General features: G+C 51.5%; 18 protein-coding genes. 8 read left to right on the top strand and 10 right to left on the bottom strand.

Annotated elements, in window-relative coordinates; translation table 11 throughout:
* Positions 1-20: 20 nt before the first annotated feature.
* The 4 genes from recQ to JJL52_RS14100 all read left to right on the top strand — a co-directional run bounded on the left by recQ (position 21) and on the right by JJL52_RS14100 (position 5,291).
* Positions 21-2,144 (top strand): DNA helicase RecQ, encoded by a 2,124-nt coding sequence (recQ, locus tag JJL52_RS14085; protein ID WP_202053129.1) that lies wholly within the window; start codon positions 21-23, stop codon positions 2,142-2,144.
* Between the two features lie 280 nt (positions 2,145-2,424).
* A complete protein-coding gene (locus tag JJL52_RS14090) occupies positions 2,425-3,111 on the top strand; it encodes a hypothetical protein (RefSeq protein WP_202053130.1) in 687 nt (228 codons plus the stop codon).
* Between the two features lie 389 nt (positions 3,112-3,500).
* Entirely contained in the window at positions 3,501-4,361 is an 861-nt protein-coding gene (locus JJL52_RS14095) for a hypothetical protein (RefSeq protein ID WP_202053131.1), read from the top strand.
* Positions 4,362-4,532: 171 nt separating this feature from the next.
* Complete coding sequence (locus JJL52_RS14100; protein WP_202053132.1) at positions 4,533-5,291, top strand: class I SAM-dependent methyltransferase; 759 nt, start codon at positions 4,533-4,535, stop codon at positions 5,289-5,291.
* Between the two features lie 27 nt (positions 5,292-5,318).
* Here JJL52_RS14100 and JJL52_RS14105 read toward each other — a convergent pair whose 3' ends face one another.
* From JJL52_RS14105 to JJL52_RS14115, 3 genes are all read right to left on the bottom strand, one after another.
* Complete coding sequence (locus JJL52_RS14105; protein WP_202053133.1) at positions 5,319-5,738, bottom strand: MAPEG family protein; 420 nt, start codon at positions 5,736-5,738, stop codon at positions 5,319-5,321.
* 155 nt (positions 5,739-5,893) lie between these two features.
* Positions 5,894-6,385, bottom strand: a complete 492-nt coding sequence (locus JJL52_RS14110; RefSeq protein WP_202053134.1) for a glutathione peroxidase — start codon at positions 6,383-6,385, stop codon at positions 5,894-5,896.
* Positions 6,386-6,413: 28 nt separating this feature from the next.
* A complete protein-coding gene (locus tag JJL52_RS14115) occupies positions 6,414-6,632 on the bottom strand; it encodes a hypothetical protein (protein ID WP_202053135.1) in 219 nt (72 codons plus the stop codon).
* A 155-nt stretch (positions 6,633-6,787) separates the two neighbouring features.
* Between JJL52_RS14115 and JJL52_RS14120 the strand changes: the two genes are divergently transcribed.
* A complete protein-coding gene (locus tag JJL52_RS14120; RefSeq protein WP_202053136.1) occupies positions 6,788-7,027 on the top strand; it encodes a hypothetical protein in 240 nt (79 codons plus the stop codon).
* 39 nt (positions 7,028-7,066) lie between these two features.
* On the opposite strand, the gene JJL52_RS14125 is transcribed toward JJL52_RS14120, so the two are convergent.
* From JJL52_RS14125 to minC, 5 genes are all read right to left on the bottom strand, one after another.
* Positions 7,067-7,663, bottom strand: coding sequence for a metal-dependent hydrolase (locus JJL52_RS14125; protein WP_202053137.1), 597 nt, complete (start codon positions 7,661-7,663; stop codon positions 7,067-7,069).
* Between the two features lie 598 nt (positions 7,664-8,261).
* Complete coding sequence (locus JJL52_RS14130) at positions 8,262-8,459, bottom strand: winged helix-turn-helix domain-containing protein (RefSeq protein WP_202053138.1); 198 nt, start codon at positions 8,457-8,459, stop codon at positions 8,262-8,264.
* A gap of 30 nt (positions 8,460-8,489) precedes the next feature.
* Positions 8,490-8,756, bottom strand: a complete 267-nt coding sequence (gene minE / locus JJL52_RS14135; protein WP_202053139.1) for a cell division topological specificity factor MinE — start codon at positions 8,754-8,756, stop codon at positions 8,490-8,492.
* The gene (gene minD / locus JJL52_RS14140; protein ID WP_005374519.1) at positions 8,756-9,565 is read right to left on the bottom strand and encodes a septum site-determining protein MinD; all 810 of its coding nucleotides are present in this window, start codon (positions 9,563-9,565) and stop codon (positions 8,756-8,758) included. The genes minE and minD overlap by 1 nt, the downstream gene beginning before the upstream one ends.
* A gap of 29 nt (positions 9,566-9,594) precedes the next feature.
* A complete protein-coding gene (gene minC / locus JJL52_RS14145) occupies positions 9,595-10,332 on the bottom strand; it encodes a septum site-determining protein MinC (RefSeq protein WP_202053140.1) in 738 nt (245 codons plus the stop codon).
* Here minC and JJL52_RS14150 point away from each other — a divergent pair.
* A complete protein-coding gene (locus JJL52_RS14150) occupies positions 10,241-10,495 on the top strand; it encodes a hypothetical protein (protein ID WP_202053243.1) in 255 nt (84 codons plus the stop codon). The genes minC and JJL52_RS14150 overlap by 92 nt on opposite strands.
* 193 nt (positions 10,496-10,688) lie before the next feature.
* Here the strand turns inward: JJL52_RS14150 and JJL52_RS14155 are convergent, their stop codons facing one another.
* Both JJL52_RS14155 and JJL52_RS14160 read right to left on the bottom strand, forming a co-directional pair.
* Positions 10,689-10,946, bottom strand: a complete 258-nt coding sequence (locus tag JJL52_RS14155) for a DUF504 domain-containing protein (protein ID WP_202053141.1) — start codon at positions 10,944-10,946, stop codon at positions 10,689-10,691.
* A 53-nt stretch (positions 10,947-10,999) separates the two neighbouring features.
* Complete coding sequence (locus JJL52_RS14160) at positions 11,000-11,575, bottom strand: DUF2780 domain-containing protein (protein ID WP_202053142.1); 576 nt, start codon at positions 11,573-11,575, stop codon at positions 11,000-11,002.
* 248 nt (positions 11,576-11,823) lie between these two features.
* On the opposite strand from JJL52_RS14160, the gene JJL52_RS14165 reads away from it, so the two are divergent.
* The gene (locus tag JJL52_RS14165; RefSeq protein WP_202053143.1) at positions 11,824-12,327 is read left to right on the top strand and encodes a hypothetical protein; all 504 of its coding nucleotides are present in this window, start codon (positions 11,824-11,826) and stop codon (positions 12,325-12,327) included.
* 593 nt (positions 12,328-12,920) lie between these two features.
* Positions 12,921-14,468 (top strand): Rieske (2Fe-2S) protein, encoded by a 1,548-nt coding sequence (locus JJL52_RS14170; RefSeq protein ID WP_202053144.1) that lies wholly within the window; start codon positions 12,921-12,923, stop codon positions 14,466-14,468.
* The last annotated feature ends 440 nt before the right edge of the window (positions 14,469-14,908 follow it).

Raw genomic sequence — 14,908 nt, forward strand, 5'->3', positions numbered from 1 at the left:
ACGAGACGGAGTATAAGACGGTGAGCGCAGAAGCGCTTCGCATTCTGAAATCGGTATTCGGCTACGACCGCTTCCGCGAACCACAGGCCGACGTGATCGGCCATCTTACGGCCGGCGGCGACGCCTTGGTGCTGATGCCGACCGGCGGCGGCAAATCGTTGTGTTACCAGATTCCCGCCCTGCTGCGCCCCGGCGTCGGCATCGTGATTTCGCCGCTGATCGCGCTGATGCAGGACCAGGTGAGCGCCCTGACCCAGCTCGGCATTCGCGCGGCGTTTCTGAATTCGACGCTGGGCCTGGACGATGTCCGCCGGATCGAACAACAACTCGTGGGCGGCGAACTCGACCTACTCTATATCGCGCCGGAACGGCTGACCACCGAACGGACGCTGTCCCTGTTCTCCCGCATCAAAATCGCCCTGTTCGCCATCGACGAAGCGCACTGCGTCTCGCAGTGGGGCCACGACTTCCGGGCCGATTACCTGCAGCTCTCGCTGTTGCACGAACGTTTTCCCACCATCCCCCGTATCGCACTGACCGCGACCGCCGACCCGAAAACGCGCGCGGAAATCCGGCAGCGGCTCGGCCTCGAAGAAGCCCGGCTGTTCCAGCGCGGCTTCGACCGCCCGAACATCCGCTACCGGATCGTGCAAAAGCAAAACGCCCGCAAGCAATTGCTCGACTTCATCCGCGCCGAGCACGACGGCGACGCCGGCATCGTCTATTGCCTGTCGCGCAAAAAGGTCGAGGAAACCGCCGGCTGGCTGCAAAGCCAGGGCTTCAAGGCCCTGCCCTACCATGCCGGAATGGACGCCGCGCAGCGCCGGCACAACCAGCACCGTTTTCTGATGGAGGAAGGGCTGATCGTCGTCGCGACGATCGCGTTCGGAATGGGCATCGACAAACCGAACGTGCGCTTCGTTGCGCACCTGGACCTGCCGAAAAGCGTCGAGGCCTATTACCAGGAAACCGGCCGCGCCGGGCGCGACGGCCTACCCGCCGACGCCTGGATGGCCTACGGCCTGCAGGACGTGATCATGCTCCGGCGCATGCTTGCCGATTCGCCCGCGGACGCGGCACGCAAGCGGCTGGAGCTGCACAAGCTGGACGCGATGCTGGCGCTGTGCGAACAGGTGCACTGCCGACGGCAGGCGCTGCTTGCCTATTTCGGGGATCAATTGGACCGGCCCTGCGGCAACTGCGACACTTGCCTGGAGCCGGTCAAGACCTGGGACGGCACGCTGGCCGGGCAGCAGGCGCTGTCCTGCATCTACCGGACCGGCCAGCGCTTCGGCGTTGGGCACCTGATCGACGTACTGCTCGGCAAAACGACCGAAAAAGTGCTGAATAACGGGCACGACCGCGTTTCGACCTTCGGGATCGGCAAATATTTGCAGGAACAGCAATGGCATTCGCTGTACCGGCAACTGATCGCGCGCGGCCTGGTCGATGTCGATTTCGAAAGCATGGGCACCTTGCGGCTGAACGAGGCCAGCCGGCCGGTGCTGCGCGGCGAGGAAACCCTAATGCTGCGCGAAGACATCCGACCGGAAAAAACCAAACGCACCGCCAAGAAAACCGGCATCGCCGCCGGCTCGCCGCTCTGGGAAGCGCTGCGCGCCAAACGTAGGGAAATCGCCGAAGAACAGGACGTGCCGCCTTATGTGATCTTTCACGACGCGACGCTGATGGAAATGATTTCAGTCATGCCGCAGAACCTCCGGCAAATGGCCGCGATTTCGGGCGTCGGCGCGCGCAAGCTGGAATTATACGGGGAGCAGTTCCTGGATGTGATCCGGGGGCATGCCGAAACCCCTGATCCGGCATCTTCCGAAGATACGGTCGGCACCACGGTCGAGTTGTTCCGACTCGGCTATAGCGTCGAACGGATCGCCACCCAGCGCGGGCTGAAGGCGACGACGGTTTACGGGCATCTGGCCGAAGGGATAGAACGGGGATTGGTAATGTTGAAGGAAGTCGTCGAATTGCCGGAGCGCGAGATCGATTTGATTCAGGATGCGATGTTGAATCTTCCCGAGGCACAGAAGCGGGTGTTGAAGCCGGTTTATGAGCGGTTCGGCGGGGTTTATTCTTATGAGATATTGCGGTGTGTGCGGGCGGAGTTGGATAAGATTATCGGATGACGCAATTGTAGATTGGGTTGCGGTCATCCGCAACCTAACATATCAGGCTCGGGCATTGGGTTGGCAGCCAACCCAACCTACGTCGCTGAATAGGTCTACCGCATGATAGTCATGTCTTTGCCGAGTTAATCATCCGCAAAAATTTAGGCTCGAATATTTCGGTTGGAGAATGTAAAACGTATTATTCAAGAGGTTGAGTCTTTTGGTTGACTTTAGAACACCTGATGCTTTACTGTAGAGTAAAGCCTAAATCTAGCTAGACTTTAAAGTTGGATAGCCAATGAATACTATATTCTTTCTAAAAAACCGGATCGATTTCATTCGTCAGTTATATCGAGTGACTTCTGCTCCGTATCTTGAACGAATACGAAAGATCGAAAATCAAGAGGAACCATTTGTACCTTTATACTATAGCAACGAAGGTAACGGCGATCCTCCCTTTCTAGGAGAGTATAGTGAAGCCAGCGATTCTCTTGACACACTCAGACTAATGTACCTATCTATGCTTATGTCCGCATTGCACTCTTATTTAAAAACCTGGATAAAGCAAAGCTGCATTCCATATGAGAAGAACGCTTACAAAGGCTTTTCTACGAAAAGTGGATGGTTTTGGAGCTATAGCAATCATTTTTTTCATCATTTTAACATTGACTTTAACAATGCTCCTGTCAATCTAAAAGCCGTTGAGGAGATCATTCTTGCTCGCAATAATATCGAACATCAATCATCAATTGCTGATAGCCCGAGATTTGGGGCTAAAGACTATGGAAATCTAAAAACCTTTTCATACATTGATGAGTTTAGTAATCATCTTCTTCAAGAAATTGGGTTCAGTACTCTCACCGCTCCTCACATAAGTGTCACCGAAGAACAGCTACTGACAATAGCTTCTACGATAGAAATATTTTCTATATGGTTTAATAAGGAGATCGAGCCCAAGATTTATCCATCACGTGGAAATCAATAATGAAGATATTACTTACAAAGAGTCTCGCCATATCAATACTTTTAGCCTTAACGTCTTGTGCTATGCAGTCACAGAAACCCTTATATAAAGAAGGCGCAACCCAAGAGGATTTTAGAAGAGATTCGCTAACCTGCCGACAATATGGAATGCATTCTGCCATGGCCAATGGACTGGCTGGCAATATGTTTGTGGAGATTCATATTCAAAATAGAACTAGGGAGTGTCTAAATGATTTGGGATGGAAATAAAGCAGTAAACCCGTGTAACGCATGTTTTCGAGGGATGTGCTTTCTAACGTCTGCATATCCTACGAGCTGAGTTTTACGTTAGGTTATCATAATTCTTCCTTTATCTTACTGCCAAAGATGTTCGATATAAATAATAATTTTATGAATTCATTATTGAAATATTTTATCACGACTAACCTATTATTATCCGCATGCTCGAATGAAGAATTTAATAAAAATAGTACTTATATTAATTCTGAACAAGTCGAGCGCACTGATACCAAAATAAAAGAGAGAGACAGCAAAGTTTTAAAAATTGCGTATGCTACTACTCCTTTTGATATTAGTTCAAAAAGACTTCCCTTAAACTACGAAGGGCATAATCCTGAAGAATATTTTATAAATGCACAAAAAATATATGATAATTTTATAAAAGGTGAATTTGAAACCACAAAACAGTTTCAAAAAAGAGTAGATTATTTTCAACCCCCTCCTTTTATTAAAACTTTAGACAATAATGGTGAATTTGCATTCCGTGTAGTACCTAGTTATTCGGAATATAATGCAGACTTACAAGAATTTTCTATTAAAATTGATGCTGAGTCTCGCTCTTTGGATAAATATGGCACAGGAAAATATTCTTCGTATTATGATTATAATGAGCAAGTCCTCGTAGTCAAATATCTAAAAGAAGGAGAGTCTTGGGAATCCCCAACAGTGCTCGGCATTATATTAGGCGATGCGTTACAGCGACCAAAAGAACTAAAACAGCATCTTCTTTATGAAAACTTAAAGTTACATATACCTATAGAGAAAGCAGAAGATGCCAAGAAAAAAATTAACCTATTGATTATTATTAAACCAAAAATTCCATATACAGAGCATATCTATCGCACAACAGATCATCCACCATATATCCCTTTAAAACTAATTGTAGGGCATATAATTAGTGCTTGGTGGTATAACTACGAGACTGGGGAAATTTATAAGAAATTAACACTAAGCCCTCGCAAGTCCGGTTAGCGCAGCCGGGTAGGCCGGGCAACAGCTTCATCGTTGCCCGACGTCAGATGGCAATCTTGCTTCGCTATTGCGACAATCCGAAGCCGCTACCAAATTGAAACCCTGCAATACCGGGCACAAAAAGCGTGCCCGGCCTACTCGGCTAGTTATACACTAAACCAGAGAAGCCCCATGTTCGAAAACTTTCCGAAAACCCGTCCCCCGTTGCCGAAGGAAATTCAAGCTGTTTACTCAGCACATTACAAGTCAAACCGCGAGGGTAAAACAACAGCATCTTCGTTAGCGCAAAGAATGGAGTCGTGGTTGCATACTCAGGTCGCACGGGATGTCGCCAACCTAGAGGATTCGGCAAAAGTTACGCTTGAGTTAGGAGCCGGCACCCTTAATCAACTTCACTACGAACCCGCAGTCTACCCGTATGACATAGTTGAGCCTTTTACTGATCTATATAAAAACTCGCCCCTTTTGAGGAAAGTCAGAAACATCTATTCGGATATTTCCGAAATACCCACCAGTTGCAGCTACAGCCGAATCACTTCCGTTGCCACACTGGAACATATTTGCAACTTGCCGGAAGTGATCGCGATGAGCGGGCTCTTGTTGGCAGAAAATGGCGTGTTTCGCGCGAGTATACCAAGCGAAGGCACATGGCTTTGGACGCTCGGCTGGAAGTTGACCACCGGCTTGGAGTTCAAGCTAAAGTACGGATTCAATTACGGCCTGCTCATGAAGCATGAACACGTTAATACGGCGAACGAGATTGAGGAGGTATTAGAATATTTTTTTCGCGATGTTACCTGCAAGGTTTTTGGGCTATCGAAGGCGATTTCGCTTTATCGTTACTATGAATGCCGTAACCCAAAAACCGATAGATGTCGTCAATTTTCAAACAATCCCAACCCGCGAAATTCGGAACAACCAGAACCCTAAGTTGACGGACCGTCTTCGGTATCCGCTCTACGCAGCAACGACAAACAGCAGCCCAAGCCACAGGCCTATCAATACCACGTTGCTCACCGCAAAGACGGCCAAGCGGTGCATGACGTTGTTGTAGGTCAGGTGAATCAGGCTGTGGGCGATCCGCAGGGCGACGTACAGCCAGGCGCCGAAGACGAAATAGGGCATCGGCGACCGGGTAACGTATTGCAGAATGCAGAGGACATAGAACAGGACGGGCGCTTCCAGCAAGTTCATAAAGTTTCTGTTGGGCAGGCTGACTTCGCCGGGAACACGTCTCGATTCGCCGTATTTAAAATCATTGGACGTCACATGGCCCTTTCCCGCCGCCTTGAAACGGCGGACCGGGATCAACGCCAGGACGATCAATGTCCAACCAATCAAAGCCATTACCGGAAACAGCACTGCCTTCTCGCTCATTTCTCAACCTCGCCTGTCATGTGGGGAAAATGGCGGACAGCCGGGCGGCAAATCCCCCTGCGAACGTTACGGGATGATCGAACCGCCAAGCCGTTAGCCGGCTCCGGCGCGGCCCCCCCGCCAATAACATTTTGCCAGCTCGATCTTACGCCCGTTCAAACCGGCGGCAGCAGGCTTTCTATAGCGGGGGCCAGTTGCTCGGGCTTGGTCGCCGAGCCGTAACGATCCACGACTTCCCCCTGCCGGTTCACCAGGAACTTCGTGAAATTCCATTTGATCGCGGTCGAACCGAGAATACCCTTCGCCTGCCCTTTAAGATACTTGTACAGCGGATCGGCCTGCTCGCCGTTGACCTCGATTTTCGCGAACATCGGAAAGCTGACTCCGTAATTCACGGTGCAAAACGACCGGATGTCTTCGGCACTGCCCGGCTCCTGCGCGCCGAACTGGTTGCAGGGAAATCCCAATACCACCAGTCCCCGGTTGCGGTAGCGCCGATATAGATCTTCCAACCCCTGGTATTGGGGCGTAAAGCCGCAGCGGCTGGCCGTATTGACGATCAGCAACACCTTGCCGCGGTATCGGTCGAGAGAGACCTCGGCGCCGTCCGGCGAAATTACCTTAAAATCATAAATGGAAGTTGTCATCGCTGTCCGCCTCAAAATTGTAAACGCATTATCGGGAAATCGGATTGTCGTGCCGGCGCGCACCGTTTTTGCGGCTGGTCGATATTGTTCCGCTCTGTTCGTTACCCGGCTCTTTCGCGGACCAGAAACGACGGAAAGCGGTTCGAAGGTCGCAGGCATCCAATATTTGCCCGAGAGATTCCTTGATCAGCAATTCCGCCGCAGCAATATCGCATAGTGGATAGTTCCACCACTGCAGACAATTCATAAACTCCTGCACCAGGCCGCTTTTTGCCTACCCCAGTTTTTTTTCTTCATTCGACAGGTCGGATTTTCCATGGCTTCTCACGAGGGGTCTGAACATTCTCATGCCTCAAACCTTCCATACCCGCCAGGATAACATTTGACCGAACAGGTACGTACATGTCCTTCACGATGATGTCTTCTTCGGAAACCTGCTTATATTGCACCGGGTCGGTAACAAAAGCTCCTGCTCGTAGCATAGCTCCTGTAATAACAGATTTTCCGCGTCATATTCCGGCAAACCGTCTTGTACCATTTGCCGGCAATCCGGTTGGCGCTGTTATTTTTCATGGCGCGGTATCGGTTTTCGTCTATATCCGAATGGCGAAAGCCGGCAAATCTTCTGCGTTTCACGGGTAACGCCTGAATGAGGCGGAACCCGTGTACAGGGTTTGCCTATCAGGTTTTAAACTGCCGAATGAACTGTCTGGGTGTCACTTTAGTGACCGCATCGTCTGAAAAATTTTTCAATTGACTCTGACACAAGGCGATCAGCTTCGTCGTGTGGACGCCATTGAACAGCAGGCCGTCGGCCACTCCGGCGCACAAGCTCCAGGATAACACGATTACCACGAATTCAAGGTTGCCGCTGCGCCACATGGACAGCGAATGGCGCCGAAAAATCCACGGTACGCCCATGGGATTGGGCCAATCGGTAAGCAGGTGCATGAGCCCGCCCGCAGCAAATCCGAAGGCGACGGGCGCCCACCCTGCCGAATTGAGACTGACGTACGAGTACCACAACAGCGTTACCCAGGGAATGCCCCAGTGGGTCAAGGTGCGATGCGTAATCCATAAACGGCGTTTTCCGCGATGCTTCTTTCGCCACCACGCGATTTCCAGCCAGTCCGGAGCCGTTCCTCCCCACGCGCCTGCCACCAATGCCAGCATCGCCAGCAATTGAAATGGCCCTCCTGCTCCTTGATGTACGACAATCACAGCCGCAAGTATGCCGGCAGCAATACCGGAGGCTTGATGAGCTTTTTTCGACGCCATGGATTCCTTTATCCAAAACTGATCATTTTACAAAATAACCCGCATGAGATGAAACCGGCTGACCGGTTTTTCACGGTTGGAAGGGCCGAGCCGTTCGGGTTTGGACGCATACTTGGCTCGGTTCGCGATCGGTGCGCCTCCTAACGTCGGCAACTGCTCCTGCGTTGCCCTCGATCGCTTGTTCCCGACGCGATCTACCTCGCCCATCCGTGGGGTCGTCGATCGCTTGTTCCCGACGCGATCTACCTCGCCCTTCCGTGGGGTCGTCGATCGCTTGTTCCCGACGCGATCTACCTCGCCCTTCCTTGGGCTCGTACCTCTCTCTGTCCATAGACCACCCTTTAGTGGTGGCATCCTTGCAGTCGCCGGCACATCCTACGCATTTTCAGCTGCCGGGGCGATGAAAGCGGCTTCATGTCTGTTAAGTCAAGATATTGCGTAGGCCGGTAACTTAACGGCACCGGGAATAGCCGGACATATCGACCGATTCAGAAGGCATAAAAAAACGCCGGAGGATGCAATGATCCATCGGCGTTGTCAGTTTTACGGCAGGTTCGGAATCGATCGGAGCCTGCCGGAAAGAATTAGACGCTTGTGCTTATTTCAACGACAAAGTTTCCGCGCGGCCTACCATTTCGATATTCAGCTTGTCTTCTTTCAAAAGCCAGCCGATCGCGCGCTGGATGTCGTTTTTGTTTTCACCGGTTTCGACGGTGATTTTGTTAACGCTGGACGGTCCGTTCAGATTCAGATAATTCCAAATCTTGCCAGCCACTTCGCCTATGCTATCAGCCATAAAAGCCTCCTGTTGCACTGATTGAGAAAACTAAGATTTTTTAGGGGGTTGATCCGGCAGCACGATATTCAGCTCAAGCGTTTCCTGATTGCCGTCCTGCTCGAAATTGAACGAGATCGCATCCTGATTGACGTTCACGTGCTTGCGGATCACCTCCAGCAATTCTTTCTGCAATTGCGGAAGATAGGAAGGCTGGTTGCGCGAAACTCTTTCGTGCGCCACCAGAATTTGCAGCCTTTCTTTAGCCACGGATGCAGAACTAGGCCGCGAAGTTCTAAAGTAATCCAGCAAGCTCATCATCCCCTCCCGAAGAGTTTCCCGAAGAGTCCTTTCTTCTCATCAATGAATCGGTGGGGCCGGTCTTCCCCCAAATAACGGGCAACGATATCGGCATAAGCCTGACCGGCATCGCTTTTTTCGTCCAGGATCACCGGAACCCCCGAGTTCGAAGCATTCAATACCGATTTCGATTCCGGAATCACGCCGAGCAGATGCAGCGACAGGATTTCCTGCACATCGTCGACGCTGAGCATTTCGCCCAGTTTCACCCGCTCGGGCGAATAACGGGTCAACAGCAGGTATTCCTTGATCGGCTCCTGGTTCTGCTCGGCGCGGCGCGACTTGCTGGCCAGGATGCCTAACATGCGGTCGGAGTCACGCACCGAAGACACCTCCGGATTGGTGACCACGAAAGCATCGTCGGCGAAATACATCGCCAGATGCGCACCCTTTTCGATACCTGCCGGCGAGTCGCAGACGATGTATTTGAAATCTTTAGACAATTCGTCCAGAATTTTGCCGATGCCTTCCTGGGTCAGAGAATCTTTATCGCGTGTTTGAGAGGCCGGTAAAATGTACAGATTGTTGCAATGCTTGTCCTTGATCAACGCCTGATTCAGCGACGCCTCGCCGCTGATCACGTTGATCAGGTCGTAAACGACCCGGCGCTCGCAGCCCATCACCAAGTCCAGGTTGCGCAAGCCGACATCGAAATCGATGACGGCAGTTTTATGGCCTCGTTTCGCAAGTCCCATCGAAATAGCGGCGCTGGTGGTGGTTTTGCCGACTCCGCCTTTACCTGATGTAACGACAATGATTCTGGCCAATGGTGTTTCCTCCAAATAGAGCGTATGAGTTAAATTTCTTTGATGATAAGCGAATGATCCTGAAGATAAATCTGTACCGGCTTATGCCGGAACTCCTTGGACAGGTCTTCGCTGACTTTGTAAATGCCTGCGATCGAAATCAGTTCCGCCTGAAGATCGGAACAGAAAATCCGCGCTTTTTCGTTGCCCTGTACTCCGGCCAGCGCCCGGCCGCGCAAAGAACCGTAGACGTGAATATTGCCCTCGGCCATGATCTCCGTGCCGGAACTGACCGTCGCCAGCACGATCAGATCGCCGTGCGAATAAACGCGCTGGCCCGACCGCACCGGCTGGGTGATCAACATCGTGGAAGCGCCCTCGTTCGGGGCCGGCTGTTCGGGTGTGGCCGCAATCGTTTTGGTTTTCGCGTTTTCCTGAGACGACCCGCCGCCATGCAAGGCATGAACCGGAATGCTCAACGCCAGGGCCTGCTGGTTTTGTTCCGCATTGCCGCCGCGCAGGCCGATCGGCAATAAATTCAGTTCCCTGATTGCCTTGACCAGATCCCCCACAGGGATGTCCAGATTGCGCTTATTCAATTCCTGCAGATCCAATAGGATCGGAGAATGTTTGAAAAAATCCGGCGCCAGGCCGATCTTTTCTTGGAGTTGTTGTTCGATGTGCTGGAGGCTGTTGTTGAATAAGACCAAAACGGGTACTGAAAAAGTACTGCTTTTAAATTCCAGCACCTGGGGGCTGGAAGACGTTTTTTTGGGGTCTGTCGACATCCGTCAATCTGCTGAATTCAGTTGTGGCTCTGATTTTATCATTAACTATGTTAAAAAGCATACATTATCAGCGCATTATCGCCGAACAGGCCGGATTGGCGCGCAGTTCGCGCGGAACGCGGACGCTGCGGCCGTCGGCTTCGCGGAATGCTTTTCGGATTAAGAAAAGCGTGAGTCAAAAAGCGCCGGATAAATCGTTCCCGCCCGGCAAAGCACTGCAGGCTGCCACCTGAATCCAGCCACATCGGCTGACTAACATTAAACAATTGCCGTTTCTCGGCCTTTCTCTCCAATCGGCGGGATCACGGCCCGAAATTCGGGCCCTCTCTCATTTTGATCATGAGAGGCATTTAAAATTATTCGGCTTCACGCGCCCAGATCAACCGGCCGCTCCGGTAAATTACCCGGACGCGGTGATAAGGTATGGAATACGCTTCGCCCGACTGACCAACCAGTTCAAATGAAAAATGATCGTCTTGCGGAAAGCGGATGTCCTTGAAAGCAACAATCACGATCCGCCGCTCGACCCGGTCGTAATATCCTATCGTGAATTCATCGTTTGCCCAATCCGGATCCCAGCGGATACGGCTCAGCATCTCCTGAACGGGCTTCATCGTATTATCCCTTAATCGCGGCTTGAGCCCCCCCAAAAAAGCCAATTCCCTGCTTAATGCATGACCAACGCCGATTGCAGCAAATTTGCAGTCGTCGGGCCGCTAGTGGTTCTCACATAATCGACGACGACCGGAATAAATTGATTGACCATGCTCTGGGGCATGTTCAGATGCTGGAACGAAGCGGCAAGCGACGTCATCGTATCGATCGAACCACCCACGTCCCCCACCGCCGGCATGGTTTTGGACAGAGGCGGGCCGACTTGCGGAGCGGCCGCCAGCATGTCCGACATGTCGGGAATCGATTGAGACAAATTATTGAAAGCTTGCGGCGCCATTTTGGCTTTGGCGGCCTGAAATATGGCCCCCGCGCCACCGAGGGCCTGTTGCCGGGAAACGCCGAGCTGATTGACCAGGACATCGGTTAAAACCGCCTGCTGGGCCGGCACGCCGGTCGCGGCGGTTCGTCCGGCCTGCATAACCGCTCTTCCCGTATCCGCAGTTCGCCCGACAGTTTCCAAACCTTGGTCAACGGTGCCGAAAACCCGCTCACCGCCATTACTCGCACAACCGGCAAGAGTAATAGAAATGAATAACAGCGTTATTTTTATACGGTCCGAATTTTTCATGGCAATGCCTCCTCAAAGACCCTTTCAACCTGTTCAGACCGGCATGGAATACCGTTAGCTCAAAAATGTTTTAAGCCGCCAAATTGTGGCTGGCTTTTAAAAACCAAATGGAGTCTTTAAAATCTAATTTTTCAGTATCCTGCATTCATTGCAGGCCACCCGAAAAAATCCCAAGCCTAGACGGCAAAATTCGCGCGCACTATTGCAGGTAGTGCAAATCTTAACGATCTGAATCAAGGAGAACCGACATGGCAACAAAATCCGATTTTTCTTCTGCCGAATGGGAGGTATTGAGAGATACGCCCCATCTTGTGATTTTTGCGGTCACCGTAGCCGGTGCCAGCGGTTTCTTCGGCAGCATTGCGGAAGCATTGGCTCCATCCAGTATCATTAATGAAGCCTTGCAAGGCAGTAATCAATTATTGCGGGAAGTATGCGAGCGGGAAGAAATAAAATCGTCGATCGACGCGATCAAAGAACGCGCACGGGCCAGCGGCGACTTTGCCGACATTCAGGCTGTTTTGCGCCAGGAAGCCATAAATAAATCGCGGACCGCGATCGAGATTTTGCGGCAGAAAGGATCCTCCGATGACATCTCCGCCTATAGGGATTTTCTACTCCACCTCGGCGACAAAGTCGCCAATGCCGCGACGGAAGGCGGATTTCTCGGCTTCGGCGGTGAGCGGGTCAGTGAACACGAGCGGACCTTGCTGGCCGAATTGGCCGAAGCCGTGGGCATGCTGCAGGCTTGACGCTCGCTCTAAAGCCGTTGACCTCTGGCCGTTGCACTCCCAGCACTTTCAAGTCATGCAGGGGCTCATTGGAAAGGAAAATTTATCGTGTTGACGCAAGATCGGCAGGATCTGTAAATTGCAGCATCGAGAGGACCAATACCGGCTTATCGATAGAATTTCCTGCCGATGCAGCTAAAAACTCCGCGATACTCCGAGCCCCTGCGTTGCCATCGGGAATCAGATTAGGTCTCATCCCCCGATTGAAACTTCTATCAGGGGTATGGGGGTATCCTTCCGAGAGCCTGTGATTCGATTCGAGATCGCTTAAAACGCCTCTTGACGTTAGCCTGAATATCGAAAGAGAAGTATTGCCGAAGGCTGTTATCCCCGAAAACGAAAAATAAGCCCTAAATCGACCGCTTACTCTATATTGAACAAAAAAACATACTTATTGTCCAATATTAAGTTTTTCATTGTTTCTTAAGATACCTCTTATTAAAAACGCGATCACCCCTATAGCATTCCTATGCTCTTTTAAAACGATATTCCTAATTCATTCTATAAAAATGCAAAATTAAAGCGATTTAATTAATTCAGTCAAGGAGGAACTCATGCTGACAATAGAGTTTTTAGGTCAAGCCTGTACTTCACTACGATGCCATCGAACAGGCATCGAAATCGTATCCGACCCCTGGTTTTCAGGCCCAGCACACTTGAATTCGTGGCACGCCTTTCCGGAATGGACCACCGAAGAAATGGAGCAGCTCAGGGATCGAATCGATGGAGCCACTCATATTTACCTGTCCCACGAACATGCGGATCACTTCGACCCGCAGTTTCTGCGAACCCTCAACCGCAAAACAATTCTGGTCGGAGACTTTCAAAATGAGCGTTTTCGAAAAGAGTTGCAGAATCTCGCTTCAATTCACGAAATCAGATATTGCCGACATGGCGAAATTCTCCAGCTCGGCGATTTCGTATCGGCTCAGCTTTTTATGCAACAGCCGGCATTCCGCACAGATTCTATCCTGCTCGTTCAAACAGCGGATGGCTGTGTGTTGAACGCCAATGATTGCGGCCTGAATACTTCGGTGCTACGGCGTATTGCGCGAAACCACCAAGTAACTCTGTTCCTGTTTACTCTCAACTATATGGCCAACGGCTATCCGATCTCCTATTTGTTCAGTGGAGATCCCGATTTTGACTCCCGAATGCAGGCTGTGCGGGATCAGACGTTAGATACTTTCCGCCTTGCCATACAGACTCTCAATCCAGCACTTTCGGTAGCATTCGCCGGTCCCGTCACCTTCGGCGATCCGATCAACGAGCACCTGAACCGACATCCTGAAGCGTGCAACTGGTCGGATATGGTGGCCGAGTTGCAGCGGGAAGGGCCGGTAGTATGGCCAGCACCATTCTCAGCGATCGAATGTATGGAGGGTAAAGTAGCCCGATCGAATATTCTTGACTGGGAAGGGTTCCGCGCCCGGCCCATTCACTATAGCGAACCGTTAGCAGAGCCACTTCCATCCCTGGAACAAATCCTGCAAGCGGCGGAACACTTTGTGGATAGGCTTTCGGGAGTGCTGCACAAGACCGGCCAGCGAGTGGATACCCCGTTAATCTTGTCCGGAGTTGCCTCAATAGATCAGATCGAATCAAATGCAGCGGATTGGTCTCTTGAAATCGATTTCGATCGTCAGCATGTCCGTTTTCTGCAACAGCCTTCCTTGCTGCCTCCTTACCTGCAAATTCTGGCGCCGGCACAAATCCTGTACGAACTCTTAACTTTCCAGGCAAATGTGGATGACCTCCTCCTATCGGCACGAGGCCGGTTTAGAAGAAACCCGGACACATTCAATCCGATACTGCATGACCTCTTACGTTACGGAGGCGATAACCTTTCCTCACAGGCATTGATTAACTGGTCAGTACGCCGGGCGAAATGCGGCGAGTCGATTACCATAGAAGTAGACGGCGAGCCACGCTGTATTCCTAAATTATGCCCCCATGAGGGCGAGAGCCTGGAAACGGCCGGAATCGTCAATGGCCATCTCGTATGTCCCAGGCACCGCTGGAAGTTCGATCTCAATACGGGGCAATGCGTGGCCGGCGACAGAACGGTGAACCTTTTCAGCCTCGTGGAACAACAAGGATAAGAATGCAACCCAGGGTAAACATGCGTTGCGTAAATGCCTGACCGTAATGAATCGGGATGCGGTTAACCATGGAAAACCGCATCCTCCGTACCCAGTACGTTAACCGGCTCCTTCACCGTCGCATTTTCGAGGCGCCCCCCAACATTTAGCCTCACGCCCTATTGGACACTCCATCCATCGGCTTTGAATTATCGATGCCTCTACACCGCAGCATCGCTCGGCCTTCGGTTCGATACGAGATAGTTCATCGCGGCTGCCGGCCGTCAACCTGAACGCGGGAGCGATGTCCATGCCACGCCTTAGCGGTCCGCTTGTAGCTTCGGATTGACGAAAAGCGAGCCTTCAATCTGCGCTGCCAACAAGGAGAGCGATTCGGTTTATCGCACCGAACCGAGCGAAGCCAATCGGCATTCGGGCCGTTCTCGGCGGCGAAAGCCGGT

The organism is Candidatus Methylomicrobium oryzae, from assembly GCF_016745425.1.
Taxonomy (GTDB): Bacteria; Pseudomonadota; Gammaproteobacteria; order Methylococcales; family Methylomonadaceae; genus Methylomicrobium; species Methylomicrobium oryzae.

What these genes read in the sequence shown, in the direction of transcription:
- minE (WP_202053139.1), bottom strand. Translation starts at nt 8,756, where the DNA reads ATGAGCTTGCTGGATTACTTTAGAACTTCGCGGCCTAGTTCTGCATCC.
- JJL52_RS14130 (WP_202053138.1), bottom strand. Translation starts at nt 8,459, where the DNA reads ATGGCTGATAGCATAGGCGAAGTGGCTGGCAAGATTTGGAATTATCTG.
- minC (WP_202053140.1), bottom strand. Translation starts at nt 10,332, where the DNA reads ATGTCGACAGACCCCAAAAAAACGTCTTCCAGCCCCCAGGTGCTGGAA.
- JJL52_RS14115 (WP_202053135.1), bottom strand. Translation starts at nt 6,632, where the DNA reads ATGAATTGTCTGCAGTGGTGGAACTATCCACTATGCGATATTGCTGCG.
- JJL52_RS14160 (WP_202053142.1), bottom strand. Translation starts at nt 11,575, where the DNA reads ATGAAAAATTCGGACCGTATAAAAATAACGCTGTTATTCATTTCTATT.
- JJL52_RS14090 (WP_202053130.1), top strand. Translation starts at nt 2,425, where the DNA reads ATGAATACTATATTCTTTCTAAAAAACCGGATCGATTTCATTCGTCAG.
- JJL52_RS14125 (WP_202053137.1), bottom strand. Translation starts at nt 7,663, where the DNA reads ATGGCGTCGAAAAAAGCTCATCAAGCCTCCGGTATTGCTGCCGGCATA.
- JJL52_RS14165 (WP_202053143.1), top strand. Translation starts at nt 11,824, where the DNA reads ATGGCAACAAAATCCGATTTTTCTTCTGCCGAATGGGAGGTATTGAGA.
- JJL52_RS14105 (WP_202053133.1), bottom strand. Translation starts at nt 5,738, where the DNA reads ATGAGCGAGAAGGCAGTGCTGTTTCCGGTAATGGCTTTGATTGGTTGG.
- JJL52_RS14100 (WP_202053132.1), top strand. Translation starts at nt 4,533, where the DNA reads ATGTTCGAAAACTTTCCGAAAACCCGTCCCCCGTTGCCGAAGGAAATT.
- JJL52_RS14120 (WP_202053136.1), top strand. Translation starts at nt 6,788, where the DNA reads ATGTCCTTCACGATGATGTCTTCTTCGGAAACCTGCTTATATTGCACC.
- JJL52_RS14170 (WP_202053144.1), top strand. Translation starts at nt 12,921, where the DNA reads ATGCTGACAATAGAGTTTTTAGGTCAAGCCTGTACTTCACTACGATGC.
- JJL52_RS14110 (WP_202053134.1), bottom strand. Translation starts at nt 6,385, where the DNA reads ATGACAACTTCCATTTATGATTTTAAGGTAATTTCGCCGGACGGCGCC.
- JJL52_RS14095 (WP_202053131.1), top strand. Translation starts at nt 3,501, where the DNA reads ATGAATTCATTATTGAAATATTTTATCACGACTAACCTATTATTATCC.
- JJL52_RS14155 (WP_202053141.1), bottom strand. Translation starts at nt 10,946, where the DNA reads ATGAAGCCCGTTCAGGAGATGCTGAGCCGTATCCGCTGGGATCCGGAT.